The following is a 13,611-nucleotide window of genomic DNA, read 5'->3' as shown; positions in this document are numbered from 1 at the left end:
CCTCATCGCCGTCGACGGCATCCGCCAGGCCACACACAACAACCCCGGGGCCGTGAAGCAGGTCGTGACTGAACTTCGAGAGCTCTTGGCCGCGATCGAGACAAGCCGGACTGAGACACCCGACAGCCCTGGTTGATCTTGCCGCCCAGTTGGGCGACAAGATCAACCACGATGATCGTCCCCAGCCCCGCACGGGACCGAAGTGAGGCGATCGCGAGGCTGCTGCCGGTCCTGCTGCAGCCAATGTTCAGCGCGCTCAGCCGCCTGGATGCTGGGCAAGCCGGCGGCGAGCTTGTCGCGTTCGACCAGCAGCGCGAGCTCGGTCGGGCCGCCGCCGTCGCGGGCGTAGCGGCGGCGTTCCTGCTGCCTCGCAGGCGGCTCGTCCTGGTCGGCCCATCGCTGGGATTCCATTCATGGGATTCCAGCGGCGTCGGCCAGGTCACCGCGAGCATGGGAGTCAGGCGGGGGGTGCGGCAACTGCTCGTGTAGCCGAGCCTCCAGCAGTTTCTCGATCGGGCGCAGCCGCTTTAGCAGGCTGGCAGGAGGGTCCGGCATCTTCTTGATCTCCTTGAGCGCGAACCTGGCCTCGGAGATCTGGCCGGTGTCGTACAGCCATTTGATGAAGCCGTCCATGCCCAGCCAGTGTCTGTTGTGCCAGTAGGCCGTCAGGGCTTCGCCGAGGTCGGTTGCCATGCGGGGCTCGATGCGCGGGACGTCTGGTGGCGGTGGCGGGGCGGGAGATTGTCCGTTGACGCTGCTCTTGTCCGTCGTGAGCCATGCCCAGAACCGCCCCATGCTGCCCCTCGCCTGTCGGGTGCCGAGACTTGCGCCGTTTGTACCGGAAGATACGAAGCGTCAGGCCAGGCGGCTAGGCATGGCTGGCTGGCCTGGGGGAGATGTTGTCCTGACCTTCTCGATCATGGGCGAAGCTAGCGTGCCAGCGTGCTGACCCGCTCGAACGTGGGCCGCTCGTGGCCGGTCGATCGGCCACGTTCGAGCGGGGAGCTTGGGGCGTGGCTGGCTCTTCGGGCTTCGCGGCGAGTTGCTTGATCAGGTCCAGCCCGCCGAACTCCAGGAGGTCGGGGGCGAAGGTGCCCGCCAGGCGTTCGAGTGCGGCGTCGTCGTCGGCTGACTCGGTGCGCAGCATGTCGGCGAGCATGTCCAGGAAGCAGGCCGCCTGCTGGTCTGCGGGAATGGCCGGGGTGGCGGCGTAGGCGATGAGGGTGTGGCGGACGTCGCCGCGTTCGATCTGGGCCCAGAAGCACGTCGACGCGTCCGCCCCGATGCTGTCGGGGTCGAAGGGCGCGGCGATGATCGAGCGTCCGAGGTGGGCGCTGAGCGCTTCGCAGAACGCGGGGATGTCGAGCGGGGCCGGCTGCTGGTCCAGCAGGGCCGCGATGTCAGCGTGCTGGTCGTGGAGCCCTTCGAAGGACGGGTGCAACGGGAGTCCTCTCCTCCTGGTCAGTGGTGCTCAGAGCGCATGACATGGCGTGCGGGGGTGGCGGCCGCACTCTCGCACCAGCACTAACTACAGTTAGCGCCAGGGGATGGTTGCCCGTTGTCGATTGGCGTACGGCAGGGGGCGAACCTGGCTGGGGCTTCGCTGCGGCCAGGTTCCGGCCACGGCGACGCGCTGGTGAAGATGGCTATAGCCACGTGCGTCTTGCCACCGCGTGTCGTGGCCTTGGTACAGGCGGCTGGGGCGCGATGCTGGAGCGTGAGACGCATTGCACCAGCGCTCAGGTGGAAGGTATCCAAACTCCACCGGCGAATCCGAGCCGTTGCGGTCGCTGTGGCCAGAAGTGCGCATCGATCCACTCCCCTGAAGCCCGGTCAGCGGTATTCGCGTGGGCCTAGACGCTGGACGGTGACCACAGCGTCAGGGCTGGGACTTCCCATCACGCCGCGAAACGTCACGGTGACCTCGTCGCCGGCCTGAAGGCCCTGGCCCGGGAGAGCGAGCTCAACGGCGTCCCTGAGAGGGGGTCAGACCGCACAAGCGCAAACCCACATCGGGATGATCTTGGTGACAAGGGTTGCGCAGCGAGGGTGATGAAGCTGTGATCTTCTTCGCCTGCTGGTGCGCGTTCGCCTCGCTACGGTGTGTCTCGTCCGCCGGCGGGGCGAGCCGGGAGGCGTGTGTGGTGACGTCGGTCGAACGGACCGCCTATCGAGTGTTCCCGCGCCTGGGGATGACGCGTGAGCTGTACCTCTTCTACTCCCCCTCGGCCGAGGAGATGGCGCGGGCGCGGGAGAAGACCGACACCGATGAGCACCTGCGGGCACCGACGCTCGCGCTGAAGATCCTTCAGCGGCTGGGCCACTTCGCCAAGTCCCGTGAGGTGCCGCCGGTGGTGGTGGAGCATGTCCGGCGGTGCCTGGAGCTGGGAGAGGATGTCATGCGGTCGAGGCTGGGCGCCGAGGACCGCGCCCGTATCGCGGCTCAGGTCGCCCCAGCGCAGGGCCTCACTTGGTGATCAATTCGGGTTGGTGTGACGGTCTGAAATGGCCCCGCCTGGAAGCTGCCCGTCGGCTGTGTCCACGTGGGCTTGGTTCAGCGAGATGGGGCCGAGGTCGGCGGCGGTCTGGGCCAGTGCGCGGATGGCGGGGCTATCGGCGGTGGACCGCCAGATCAAGGCGAACTGAAGCGCGGGGGCGTCGCGGATGGGCACGAAGACGATGCCGGGAGGGCTGTTGTAGCGGGCGGCGATTTCGCCCAGCGGGTGGACGCAGTGTCCGGCGGCGACCAGGGCAAGGATCTCGTGGAAGGTGCGCGCGATAGGCCCGCGCGGGATGCGGCGGCCGAGCGGCGTACGGACGGGGACCATGGAGGCGACCCAGTACTCGGGGGCGCCGGGGCCGAGGTCGACGACGTGGTTGTCGGCGAGGTCTTCCAGGGACGCGCTGCCGCGATCGGCTAGCGGATGGTCGGCCGACACCGCCAGCACACGCCCGCTGGTGAGCACTGTGGGACCGACGGTGAGATCCGGTTCGGCCACCGGCAACCACAGCACGTGCGCGTCGGCGTCGTCGGTGCGTAGGGCGGCGAACGGGTCGCCGCCGGTGACCTCGCTGAACTGGACGTCACTGCCTGGATAGCGGGCGCGGAACGCGTCGACGAGTGGGCGTAGTTCATATCCGGCATGGCCGAAAACGCCCAGCCGGAGGGTCTGGCGCGCGCCCAGGCCTGCTGCTTCGGCGCGGGCCAGCCCCTCGTGGAGCAGGTCGTAGGCCTGCTGCAGATCTTCGCGGAGGCGCCGACCGACCGGGGTCAGGCTCACGCGCCGGCTGGTGCGGTCGAACAGCGCTACGCCAATGCGCCGTTCTTGTTTGCTGATGGCCTGGCTGACGCGCGCCTGGGACACGCGTAGCCGTTCGGCGGTGCGGCCGAAGTGCAGTTCCTCGGCGAGCGTCAGGAAGATCTCGATGTCCCGTAGCTCCACACATAACCCCCACGTTATAGATCGCCCCACAAACCTTACATTGTTCCGCCGCTGACCTGCCCCGATGCTGGACACCACCACCTGACACGTCGAGAAGGCAGGGAACCGATGAGCAACATGCAGGCCATCGCCGACCGCGTCGAGATCGAGGCGCTGCGCGCCGAGCTCACCGACGCGGTGATGATGCGCGACTACGACCGCGTCGCATCGCTGTTCACCCCCGACGCCGCCATGCGGTGGCCGCACATCGGCAAGGCATTCGTCGGCCGGGACGAGATCCGCGCCGGGATCACGTGGGGGCAAGGGCTCTGGGAGTTCTTCGTGCAGAACATCCACCCCGGCACCATCCAGATCGACGGCGACACCGCGGTCGGCCGGGCTTACATCCAGGAGTTCGGGCGGATGCGCGACGGCAGCTCGCATCTGAACTACGCCCTCTACCACGACCGCTACCAGCGCACCCTCGAGGGCTGGAAATTCACCGAGCGTGTCTACGAAGTCAAATACCTCGACCCCACTCCGCTCGCGGGGTCGCCGCCCCCCGCAGCGCCCGCGGCCTTCGCGCGACCCACCGCCAGCTCGGAGCCCAACGGCTCATTCCTCCCACACATCTAGGAGTGACATGACGACCACGATCGTGCTCAACGACTTGACCGGCGGCTACACCCTTGACCCGGCCCACACCCGGATTCGCTTCCTCGCCCGGCACACCATCGGCCCCAAGGTGCGCGGACAGTTCGACCAGTTCAAGGGAGGTGCGTACCTGGACGGCGGCGACCCGTCCGAGTCAAGCGTCGAACTCACGATCCAGGCCGGCAGCATCCAGACCCACAACCGGCAGCGCGACGAGTACCTGCGCAGCAAGTTCCTGAACCTGGCCGACCACCCGACCATCACCTTCACCTCGAGAGAGGTGAAGCAGGTCGGCGAGACCACCTTCAAGCTCACCGGTGCCCTGACCATCCGCGGCGTGACCAACCCGATCACCGTGAACCTCGAACTCACCAGCGCCGAACACGACCCGTCGAGCGACGACCTGTCGAGCAACCTCCGGGTCCATTTCAAGGGCAGCGCCACGATCAACCGCAAGGACTGGGGCGTGAACTGGACCGCCGCCGCCGGCCTGGTCAGCAAGACGGTGGCGCTGGAACTCGACATCGCCGCAATCCGACAGCTCTAACCGGACCATCCCGCATCGACACAAAACTCCCCTGCCGGGGATGCACCGGCCTGGACCATATGGGCCCCGGCGCCCTCACCAGGGCAGCCAAGCCAGAAACGGCCTGCCTGCGGCCGAACAAGCCCCACAGGCCGAAGACCGGCCCCAAGGAAGAAGGAGAGATCAATCATGATCCTGGTCACCGGTGCCACCGGAAACGTCGGCGCCAACATCGTCAGCCAACTGCTGGAGGTGGAGGAGAAGGTCCGCGTCCTCACCCGCAACCCCACCGACCACGCGTTCCCCGGCCAGGTCGAAGTCGTGGCCGGCGACCTGACCCGACCCGAAACCCTGACCGAAGCGCTGACCGGCATCGACCGGGCCTTCCTGTTCCCACTCCACAACGCCCTCGACGGCTTCCTAGACGCGGCCAAGCAGGCCAACCTGCAACATGTCGTACTGCTGTCGTCAGCGGCCGTCACCTACGCAACGCCCGGGCTGATCGGCGAACAGCACCTGCAGGTCGAACGAGCCGTCGCCGCGTCCAGGCTGCCGTGGACCTTCATCCGCCCCGACTACTTCATGACCAACGACCTCGTCTGGGCCCAACAGATCACCGACGGTGATGTCGTACGCGGTGTCTACGGCAATGCCGCAGTGCCCCCGATCGACCCCCGCGATATCGCCGCGGTCGCCGTCCGCGCCCTTCTCGACGCACGGGTCGGCGAGGCCTTCCTCCTCACCGGACCACAGTCGCTGACCCAGATCGACCGCGTGCGGATCATCGCGGAGACGATCGGACGGCCAGTGCGGTTCCAGGAGGTACCACGCGAGCAATTCCGGCAGCAGTTGCTCGGCCACGGAATGCCCACACCGGTGGCTGACGCCTACCTCGATGGACTCGCCACCCTGGACGGCAAAAGCGCGCAAACACTACCGACCGTCGAAGAGGTCACCGGGCGACCGCCGTTCACCTACGCCCAATGGGTCGCCCACCACGCGGCGGCATTCAACCCGCCGCAGACCTGACCGTGACGGAACAGGAAGACCGCCCCGCTAATCGCCGAGTCCAGGAATAAGCGCAACCTCGTCGAGGCCACCCTGTCCCGCGGCGACAAGGTGGCCGCAACCGCCCGGACCACCGCAAGCTTTGACGAGCTCTAGTAGCGGCCCGCCGCCGGGAATCATGATCCAGCTCACCGCCGTGTCGGGTCTGTCCGGCGTCCCGGGCGCCGTGCTGTCGCTGGCGGCCGCGGCGTTAGCCGTGGTCTCCACTGGTCGGTAGCGCGATGGGCGTCTGGATGACCGTCGGTGCCGTGATGAACCCGGCGTACTTCGCCCGGCTGGCCGACCCGAGCGCAATCGGCGCGTTCACCGGAGCCGTCATTCAGGCACTGGGAACGCTCACCGCCATCGTCGCCGGCGTCATTGCCGGCGTCGTTGCCGGGATCGCCGCGGTGACCCCCCGCCGCCAACGCGCCGCCGCCATCACCGTCAACGCCACCGCCACCACCGGGCGTGATCGGACAACCCCCCGCGTACCGGAAATCTATCGAGGAGAACCCATGACCACCGCCCCCACCACCGTCCCCGCCACTGCCCCGTCGAAGACGCCGCTGCTGGCCGCTGTGTTCAGCTACGTCGCGCTCACCATCGCCTACGTGGTGACCAACCGAAACACTCCACAACCGACCGCGTCAGCAGCCGAGGTTCTGCAGTACGGCCAAACCCATCCCACCGCGATCATGCTGGGCGCGGTCCTATTGGCCGCCGCCACGGCCCCGCTGGTGTGGTCGGCGGCCGTCCTGCAGCGGCGGCTGCGCACAGCGATCCCGCTGATCGGCGGCGTGTCGGCCGGCGCCGCACTGATCGCCAGCGCTGTGTTCGGCTGGCTCGGCGCAAGCGCCACCGGGGCGGCCCGAGCCCGCGACCTGGCCGACCTGGCGTTCATGTCCGGGGGCGTCGCCTTTGCGGTGACGTTCGCGGTACTCATCGCGGGAGTCACCGCAGCAGGCATGCGCACCGGTACGCTGCCGCGCGCTGTCACCTGGACCGGGCTGGCCATCGCCGTCGCCGGGCTGCTCGCCGTATTCACCCCGATGGCCGCCGGCTTCGGCTACCTGCTGCCAGTGGTGCGCTTCGGCGGACTCATCTGGCTCGTGTCCGTCGCGTTCACCGTGAAGTCCGCGGGAGACCGTCCGTAGCGAAACTACGTCGCCGGTGTGACTGCCGCCGGCGGCGGACGCCTTTCAGCCTTCAAGGCTGGGAGATCGCTGCTCGGTCATAACCGAGGAATTGGGCGAGTAGCCGTGGACGCAGGACGCCGTCGCGAATAGCAAGGAGTTAGGACGGAAGCATCAACCGAAGAACCAGGGAGTACTCGGGTCGTGGCGCTCCTGCGGACCAGCGGTACGGTCGCCGGCCACCCCTTCAACAACGAGTTCGCCCAGACGATCGAGCTGCGCTGGGGCCAGATCACACGTGTCAACGTGGTCGAGGACACCGAGAAGATGGCGACGATACTAGGCCATCTCATCGAGTGCGGCGTCGAAGAGGCCAGCGCTCCCCAGATCACAGACCGTCCGGACCCACGGGATCTCGACAACCACTTGCCGAACCCTCGCTGAGCCCCGTCGCTCGGGAGAAGACTTCGATTCCGCCCCCACGGGCCGATTGGCTTCCTGCGCGGAGCGGCCGGTGACGTGCTCGTGTCGGCCAGCTGGCGCGGTCAGTCCTCGCCGAAGAAGATCTCCTTGACCTCGCGGACCGCGTAGTAGACGAGGACGTACCCGGCCAGTGGGTCGGCCCACCAGAGGCCGGCCAGGGAGTTGAGCACCAGGCCGACCAGCACGGCGGCGGCCAACAGGCCGTCGATCAGGGTGACGCGGCCCTCGGTCTTCAGTACCGGGTTGACCAGGGCCGCGCCGGTGCGGGCCTTGCCGAAGGCGAGCGCGAACATCACCGCCGCGGTGACGGCGGTCGAGGCGATGCCCAGCGGGGAGTGGTGCGGGCGGAAGCCGGCCACCAGCACCCAGGTGGACTGCACCAGCAGGTAGGCGGCCAGCAACGCGAACCCCGCACCGAAATCGCCGTTGTGGCAGGTCAGAGCTTGATCGCCGTATCAGGCAAGTCAGGCAAGTTGCTCGACGTTGGGTAGCGCGGCGAGCCGCCGACAGGGATCAGGCCGTCGAGGACGTCGACGACGAACTGGGACGCGGGGCATCGCTTCGAACTCGTCTCGTGAGACGTCGTTCAGCACCGTGTGCGTTTCAGGTGACGGATGCTCAGCGATGGCTGGGCCCGCCGGTCAGTCGATGCCTTCGATGATGCGGAAGTCGCGCTCGACGCCGTCGGGGAGGGCCACCAGCGCCTTCTGGTATGCCTCGCTCTCGTATGCCGCGACGGCCTGTTCAAAGCTGTCGAACTCGATCAGAACGACGCGTTGCGTGATTCCGGCCTCGTGGGCGACGACTCGACCGCCACGGGACAGGACGCGCCCGCCCCCAGCCCGGACAGCCGGACCGGCCAGCTTGTCGTAGGCAGTCAGCCTCTCAGGGTCGGAAATGGCGGGGTAGACACTGACCCAGTAGCCCTTAGCCATGGAAACCTCCTGTGTTCGGCCGGAATCGTCCGACTTCGAATTGACACTCAGATCGATCGATCCCGGCGACGGGTACTGCGGTCAGTTGAATCGCCATATGCGCAGGTTAGGGCTTGATGTGCGGCCGAGGGAAAGACCGGTACGGGATAGACTCAGAACGGATCGTTATCAATCGGCAGGGAGGGCACGTGGCGCCGGATACGGTGAGCCTGCGGTACTTCCTGGTGCTGGCGCAGGAGTTGAACTTCACCCGCGCGGCCGCACGGATCGGTATCGCACAGCCCGCACTCAGCGCCCGGATGCGCCGGTTGGAGGCGGAACTCGGTACGGCCCTGCTGGTCCGCAACACGCGTAGCGTCGTTTTGACCACGGCCGGTGCGGCTTTGGCGGAGTCCGCGCCGCCCGCGCTGGCGGCGCTGGATCGGGCATGGGACACCGCCCGGAGCACGGCGGCCGGTGAACTGGGCACGGTGCGCATCGGATACAGCCTCAGCGCCGGGGCCGAGACGGCACCGGCCCTGGTGGACAGGCTGATTCGCGGCAACAGCGGACTCGAGGTCGGCGCGGTCCCGATGGCGACACCGGAGATCTCCCCCGCGGTCGCCGACGGCCGCATCGATGCCGGGATCACCCGCGGTGAACAGCCGGGCCGTGGCGTGCGCCGGTTCCTGCTGCGGCGTGCGCGCATCGGGGTCCAGCTGGCGCAGCACCATCCGCTGGCCGAACACCCGGAGATCGAGATCGCCGACGCGGCCGCGTATCCGCTGCGACTCCCAGACCGTGCGGCCAACCCCGTGATCCACGATCAGCTGTCCGCACTGTTCCGAGACACCCGACCACACCCCCGATTCCACACGCCCGCAGTCTCTTTCGACATGTCTCAGCGCGACCTGCGCGACGGGGTCACCCTCGCCCCGGCCGGAGAAGCCGCGGCCACGGCACAACCGGCCGGTCTCACCTGGCGACCGCTGCGGGGCGCGCCCAGCCTGACGTTCCACCTGGTCCTCCCACGCGAGCAGTCGCCACTACACCGCCGCATCCGTGCCGTCGCCAAAGCCCTGGCGCACGAGCTGCACTGGCTGCCGGACTGACGCGCAAGAGGTCAAGCGAGACGGACGTCTGCGGTGGCGAGGCCCAAGACCCTGTGCCCGGCGGACTTCGCGGTGATGACGACGACGGCGGTCTTGCTGAATGTCCGACACGACCTCGCTACGCGGGCGGATCAGCATCCGATGATGGCCCCGGGTCCGGTCCGAGTCGTACACCGCGGCGACGTCCTCGCCCAGCCCGAGATCTCGGCGGATGTGGGCCACCACTGCCTCCGGGACGTCATCCAGCCGGGGGAAATAGCCCATCCGGTTGAAGCACTTCAGCTGCACCATCAGTGCCAGCAGGTGGTTGTCCGACCGCACCTGCCCACTCGCCCACGCGACGCGGTCCGCTCGATCGACGTCACGCCACAACCTCAGACCCGTAAATATCAACCATACGGATCGAGGAACGTACCAAAAGATCAACTACGCCGAGGGCTGAGATCGATCACATCCGGGAACCCCTGCCCTCACCAGCGCAAACCCGAGGGCCGCTCAGCCTATTGCCGGTTTCCGCCGTACCTTGGCTGCACCCCTTCAATGCGGCGCTGGAGAGGCCGCAGGGCGTCGTGGAACACGGCCCTCGCCGTCCGTGTGCTCGCCGCCCTCCGGGGAGGCGGCGAGCATGCGGTCACTCAGCGGATGTGGTGATCGAGCATCCAAGTGATAAGGGCGCGTACGGCTCCGGCGAGGGCGCCGCGAATCGCGGCAGCAGCCAGCAGAAGTCGTTCGGTACGCGTCAAATCAGATGAGGGCGTCATCGTTTGGTCTCCGTGGTCGTTTACCCGTCTAGCAGGGCATATGGCTCCATTAACCAGGGGAAACGGTGCCGATCCCACCGATTGCGGATCCGGACAGCGGCGCGGCGATTACTCTCCTGGTCAGGTGCGGGTCCGGCTTGGTACGAGCCGGATCCACACTCTCGGGCAAAGCGCACAGGTGGCGGGGAGTGTCCAAGCCGTTTCGTCCCGCGGCCGGAGCGAATGTGTCCTCGCGGGTGCTGGCGGAGCTTGCGCGGCTGTGGGACCAGGCCGTCCACCACGTCGGCCATCACGGTGAGCAGGTGACGCGGGACCGGCTGGCCGCCCAGGCGAAAGTGCCGAAGACGACGGTGAACATGTGGTCGACCGGCAAGTCCCTGCCCCGGGACGTGGACCAGTTGACCAAGGTCGGTGAGGTTCTGGCCGCCTGGGCCAGGGAGGAACCCGTCACCCAGCGAAAGTGGTCCCAGCTGCTGACCGCCGACCAGGACGAACGCGCCGACTCCCCCGCCGCTCCGGCAGGCCATTCCGGTACCGGTGTGGGCCAGCTGTTGAGCGAGGTGAGCGATCCGTTCGCGCTGGAGGTGCACCGGCCGATCACCCTGGAGGACGCGGGCGAGTTGCCGTCGCTGCCGCCGTATGTGCGGCGGGCGCATGACGATCGGCTCGCCGCGGTGGTCGCCCGGGCCGCCAGCGGGCGCAGTGCGATGGCGGTGCTGGTGGCCGGGTCGTCGGCGGGCAAGACCCGGGCCTTGTGGGAGGCCCTGACACCGCTGCGCCGGGCGGGCGGGTGGCGGCTGTGGCACCCCTATGATCCGACCCGCCCGCAGGCGGCGGTGGCGGCGCTGGACCGGGTCGGGCCCTGCACGGTGGTGTGGCTGAACGAGACCCAGGATTACCTGGGCGCATCCGGTGATGCCGCCGAGGGGGTCGCGGCCAAGCTGCGCAGCCTGCTGACCGACCCGGCCCGGGCCCCGGTGCTGGTGCTGGTGCTGGGCACGCTGTGGCACGACCATCGTGAGGCCCTCACCAGGCAGTCCGGCTCGCAGGTGGCCCGGGTGCTGGACGGCACGGTGATCGAGCTGCCCGAGACCTTCACCGGCGCCGGCCTGGACGCCATGGGCGGGCGGCCGGGGTCGACGCGCGACTGGGCGCCGCCGTCCGGCATGCCGAGGACGGGCACATCACCCAGTACCTGGCCGGAGAGCCCGAGCTGTTGGCACGGTTCGCCGCGGCGCCGCCAGCGGCCAAGGCGGTCATCTGGGCGGCGATGGACGCCCGCCGGCTGGGGCACCGCAACGCCCTGCCGCTGGCGCTGCTGGAGGCCGCCGCACCGGCCTATCTGACCGATGCGCAATGGGACCAACTGGGAGAGGACTGGCTGGAGCAGGCCCTGGCCTACACCGCCCGGCCGTGCAAGGGAGCCCGCGGGCCGGTCACCCGGATCCGCCCCGGCCGCTTCCGCCACCGCACCGCCAGACCCCCAGCCGCCGTGGAGGGCGCAGAGGGGCCGGTGTACCGGCTGGCCGACTACCTGGAACAGCACGGCCGCCGCCACCGCGCCGGCCAGATCCCCCCGCCCGGCTTCTGGACCGCGGCCGCCGCCCGCGCCCACCCCGCCGACCTGTACGTCCTCGGGGACGCCGCCTGGGACCGTGGCCTGTACCGCGACGCCACCCAACTACTCAAAACCTGCGAAAGTGCTGGGCACACTCGCTGGCGCGTCTGACCCGTTGCGGTGTTGTGTCGGTGTGACCTCGTAGACTCCCGGCCACGTCGTCGAAGGGATGGCCGTGGAAGACCCGACAGGTATCGCAGCGCTGACCAAGATCCTGCCTTCAGATCTCGGCGCGGACGAGGGAATCGACTGGTCGGCAGCAGAAGCGCGGTGGGGCACACGGTTCCCGCGTGACTACATGGACTTCATGTCCATCTATGGCGCCGGCTCGTTCGCCGAGGTCGGCATCCTCATGCCGTTGCCTAAGGAATACATCCAGTGGGACCCCGGGACCTTCGAGGAGGAGACGGAGAACGCCCGTTACACCTGGGAGATGCTGGGCGGTCAAGAAGGCCTCGACATCGACCCGAACCACATCCTCGCCTGGGGCATCACCTCGGGCCCCGACATCCTGTGCTGGCTGACCACCGACCCCGACCCCGACCAGTGGCCCGTCCTGGTCTGCGGCCGACACACCCACGAGGACTTCACACTCTTCCCCTGCGGCATGGTCGAATTCCTCCGCATGCTGCTCCTGGACGAGTACGATCCCTACCCCCTCAGCATCGACCTGCGTGACGCCTCGCCGCGCTACGTGCACTGGCTCGAAGCACAGAAGCGCTGGAAAGCGGGATTGGACCCCGACTCCGGTTTGCCACGATCAGCCAACCAATAGGGCCTGTCGCGAGTGCTGGTCACAGCCACTCTTGTCGAACTTCGGCGGCGAACCGCGTTTCTTGCGGTTGCGGACTTGATCGGCCTTCTCCGGGATCGTGCGGAGCAGGGCCAGGCTCTTGGGGCGCAGATGCTTCCACAGCCCCGCGTAGTGGGCCCTGATGTGCGCCGGCACGCGGTAGTGCGCGTGGATCTCGGCCGCGTCGGTGCGGAGCTGGGCGACGACGCCGTCCGGGTCGTCCAGCACCACGCCGTCCAGGAACGCGTATCCCCACGACTCATCCCCTACGCGGTCTGGGGAGAAGCGCGCCCTCCAGACGTCGGCTGTGTAGGCCAGGAGGTCGACGGGCAGCAGGCGGTCCGGCGGGGTCCCGGTAGCAACGAAGAAATTTCCAACGAAGTACCGTCTCACCTGCGGTGACGCCAGGCTTCACGGTTAAGATCTCGATTCGCTTACGGCGTGGACGATGAACTAGTTCGGCGAGCGCCACAGCGGGTTCGTCGTGGAGGGCGGTGGCGGGAGGCCGCGCAGCAGACCTCCTGACGCCAGAGCAAGGTCGCCCCGTTCGAGGGTGTGTCGGATCCTCTCTAATGATCTGCGGGGGGCCGCTCACCGGTCACCACCGCCGTCTTGGGGGTCGGGACTCTACTCGCGAGTATTAGTGCTAAGCCGTGACAAGATGTACTGACCCGGACATACGCCGGTCAATGGGTACGGAGGAGACCTTCTTCACCTCGGTGGCGATCTCGCCCGCCGGCCGCTGGCTCGCGACCGCCGACTCCGACGGCCTGGTCCGGCTCTTCGAGCGGGACGGCACGCCCATCAGGACGCTCAAGGCGTGCGACGACTGGGTCGACACGGTGGCCATCGCCCCCGACGGCTCCTGGCTGGCGGCCGGCGGCCGCGACGGCCGCGCCAGGCTGTGATACGCCGACGGCACCCCAGTGACCACCATCAAGACGTCGGTGGAGGCCGTCAAGCACCTGGCCATCGCCCCCGACGGCACCTGGATGGCCACGGCAGGCTCCGACCGGATGGACCTGTGGGACGCGCAGGGCAGGCGGCTGGCTCCCACGCTGGAGACGCCCTCGTTCGTCGGCGGCCTGGCCATGGCGCCCGACGGTGAGTGGGTGGCTGCCGTGCACTGGGACGGCGGCATCGCG

20 protein-coding genes are annotated in these 13,611 nt (G+C 68.3%); 12 read left to right on the top strand and 8 right to left on the bottom strand.

Going from position 1 to position 13,611, the window contains the following annotated elements; all coding sequences use genetic code 11:
* Window positions 1-162: 162 nt before the first annotated feature.
* The 3 genes from ACFSKW_RS45465 to ACFSKW_RS45455 form a co-directional block, all read right to left on the bottom strand.
* Entirely contained in the window at window positions 163-411 is a 249-nt protein-coding gene (locus tag ACFSKW_RS45465) for a hypothetical protein (RefSeq protein ID WP_379580830.1), read from the bottom strand.
* Entirely contained in the window at window positions 412-693 is a 282-nt protein-coding gene (locus ACFSKW_RS45460; protein ID WP_379580829.1) for a hypothetical protein, read from the bottom strand.
* Between the two features lie 175 nt (window positions 694-868).
* A complete protein-coding gene (locus ACFSKW_RS45455) occupies window positions 869-1,441 on the bottom strand; it encodes a hypothetical protein (RefSeq protein WP_379580828.1) in 573 nt (190 codons plus the stop codon).
* A gap of 700 nt (window positions 1,442-2,141) precedes the next feature.
* Between ACFSKW_RS45455 and ACFSKW_RS45450 the strand changes: the two genes are divergently transcribed.
* Window positions 2,142-2,477, top strand: a complete 336-nt coding sequence (locus ACFSKW_RS45450; protein WP_379580827.1) for a DUF4158 domain-containing protein — start codon at window positions 2,142-2,144, stop codon at window positions 2,475-2,477.
* Here ACFSKW_RS45450 and ACFSKW_RS45445 read toward each other — a convergent pair whose 3' ends face one another.
* Window positions 2,478-3,443: a LysR family transcriptional regulator gene (locus ACFSKW_RS45445; RefSeq protein ID WP_379580826.1), complete on the bottom strand. Its 966-nt coding sequence runs from the start codon at window positions 3,441-3,443 to the stop codon at window positions 2,478-2,480.
* Between the two features lie 108 nt (window positions 3,444-3,551).
* Here ACFSKW_RS45445 and ACFSKW_RS45440 point away from each other — a divergent pair, with 108 nt between their 5' ends.
* The 5 genes from ACFSKW_RS45440 (at window position 3,552) to ACFSKW_RS45420 (ending at window position 7,229) form a co-directional block, all read left to right on the top strand.
* Window positions 3,552-4,058: a nuclear transport factor 2 family protein gene (locus ACFSKW_RS45440; protein WP_379580825.1), complete on the top strand. Its 507-nt coding sequence runs from the start codon at window positions 3,552-3,554 to the stop codon at window positions 4,056-4,058.
* 7 nt (window positions 4,059-4,065) lie between these two features.
* On the top strand, window positions 4,066-4,623 hold the full coding sequence (locus ACFSKW_RS45435) for a YceI family protein (protein ID WP_379580824.1): 558 nt from the start codon (window positions 4,066-4,068) through the stop codon (window positions 4,621-4,623).
* Between the two features lie 168 nt (window positions 4,624-4,791).
* Window positions 4,792-5,631 carry an NAD(P)H-binding protein gene (locus ACFSKW_RS45430; protein WP_379580823.1) on the top strand — a complete coding sequence of 280 codons (840 nt, stop codon included), beginning with the start codon at window positions 4,792-4,794 and terminating at the stop codon, window positions 5,629-5,631.
* A gap of 272 nt (window positions 5,632-5,903) precedes the next feature.
* On the top strand, window positions 5,904-6,806 hold the full coding sequence (locus ACFSKW_RS45425; RefSeq protein ID WP_379580822.1) for a hypothetical protein: 903 nt from the start codon (window positions 5,904-5,906) through the stop codon (window positions 6,804-6,806).
* Between the two features lie 183 nt (window positions 6,807-6,989).
* On the top strand, window positions 6,990-7,229 hold the full coding sequence (locus ACFSKW_RS45420; RefSeq protein ID WP_379580821.1) for a nuclear transport factor 2-like protein: 240 nt from the start codon (window positions 6,990-6,992) through the stop codon (window positions 7,227-7,229).
* 101 nt (window positions 7,230-7,330) lie between these two features.
* Here the strand turns inward: ACFSKW_RS45420 and ACFSKW_RS45415 are convergent, their stop codons facing one another.
* Window positions 7,331-7,669 (bottom strand): cation efflux transmembrane domain-containing protein, encoded by a 339-nt coding sequence (locus tag ACFSKW_RS45415; RefSeq protein ID WP_379580820.1) that lies wholly within the window; start codon window positions 7,667-7,669, stop codon window positions 7,331-7,333.
* Window positions 7,670-7,909: 240 nt separating this feature from the next.
* The gene (locus ACFSKW_RS45410) at window positions 7,910-8,203 is read right to left on the bottom strand and encodes a DUF1330 domain-containing protein (RefSeq protein WP_379580819.1); all 294 of its coding nucleotides are present in this window, start codon (window positions 8,201-8,203) and stop codon (window positions 7,910-7,912) included.
* Between the two features lie 188 nt (window positions 8,204-8,391).
* On the opposite strand from ACFSKW_RS45410, the gene ACFSKW_RS45405 reads away from it, so the two are divergent.
* Window positions 8,392-9,294, top strand: coding sequence for a LysR family transcriptional regulator (locus ACFSKW_RS45405; RefSeq protein ID WP_379580818.1), 903 nt, complete (start codon window positions 8,392-8,394; stop codon window positions 9,292-9,294).
* On the opposite strand, the gene ACFSKW_RS45400 is transcribed toward ACFSKW_RS45405, so the two are convergent.
* The gene (locus ACFSKW_RS45400) at window positions 9,229-9,666 is read right to left on the bottom strand and encodes a DUF4158 domain-containing protein (protein ID WP_379580817.1); all 438 of its coding nucleotides are present in this window, start codon (window positions 9,664-9,666) and stop codon (window positions 9,229-9,231) included. The two genes, ACFSKW_RS45405 and ACFSKW_RS45400, sit on opposite strands and share 66 nt — an antisense overlap.
* 625 nt (window positions 9,667-10,291) lie before the next feature.
* On the opposite strand from ACFSKW_RS45400, the gene ACFSKW_RS45395 reads away from it, so the two are divergent.
* The 3 genes from ACFSKW_RS45395 to ACFSKW_RS45385 are packed head-to-tail and all read left to right on the top strand — an operon-like array spanning window position 10,292 to window position 12,448.
* The gene (locus ACFSKW_RS45395; protein ID WP_379580816.1) at window positions 10,292-11,401 is read left to right on the top strand and encodes a hypothetical protein; all 1,110 of its coding nucleotides are present in this window, start codon (window positions 10,292-10,294) and stop codon (window positions 11,399-11,401) included.
* Window positions 11,326-11,784 carry a hypothetical protein gene (locus ACFSKW_RS45390; protein WP_379580815.1) on the top strand — a complete coding sequence of 153 codons (459 nt, stop codon included), beginning with the start codon at window positions 11,326-11,328 and terminating at the stop codon, window positions 11,782-11,784. The genes ACFSKW_RS45395 and ACFSKW_RS45390 overlap by 76 nt, the downstream gene beginning before the upstream one ends.
* A 58-nt stretch (window positions 11,785-11,842) precedes the next feature.
* Window positions 11,843-12,448: an SMI1/KNR4 family protein gene (locus ACFSKW_RS45385; RefSeq protein ID WP_379580814.1), complete on the top strand. Its 606-nt coding sequence runs from the start codon at window positions 11,843-11,845 to the stop codon at window positions 12,446-12,448.
* On the opposite strand, the gene ACFSKW_RS45380 is transcribed toward ACFSKW_RS45385, so the two are convergent.
* The gene (locus tag ACFSKW_RS45380) at window positions 12,434-12,859 is read right to left on the bottom strand and encodes a hypothetical protein (RefSeq protein ID WP_379580813.1); all 426 of its coding nucleotides are present in this window, start codon (window positions 12,857-12,859) and stop codon (window positions 12,434-12,436) included. The two genes, ACFSKW_RS45385 and ACFSKW_RS45380, sit on opposite strands and share 15 nt — an antisense overlap.
* 296 nt (window positions 12,860-13,155) lie before the next feature.
* Here ACFSKW_RS45380 and ACFSKW_RS45375 point away from each other — a divergent pair, with 296 nt between their 5' ends.
* Window positions 13,156-13,374 (top strand): WD40 repeat domain-containing protein, encoded by a 219-nt coding sequence (locus ACFSKW_RS45375; protein WP_379580812.1) that lies wholly within the window; start codon window positions 13,156-13,158, stop codon window positions 13,372-13,374.
* Window positions 13,375-13,392: 18 nt separating this feature from the next.
* A partial coding sequence (locus ACFSKW_RS45370) for a hypothetical protein (RefSeq protein ID WP_379580811.1) occupies window positions 13,393-13,611 on the top strand: 219 nt, incomplete at its 3' end.

The sequence above is a fragment of the Nonomuraea mangrovi genome (genome assembly GCF_042681425.1).
Taxonomy (GTDB): domain Bacteria; phylum Actinomycetota; class Actinomycetes; order Streptosporangiales; family Streptosporangiaceae; genus Nonomuraea; species Nonomuraea mangrovi.
Note: the sequence above shows the minus strand (reverse complement) of the source record. Positions and strands in the feature narration are given on the sequence as shown.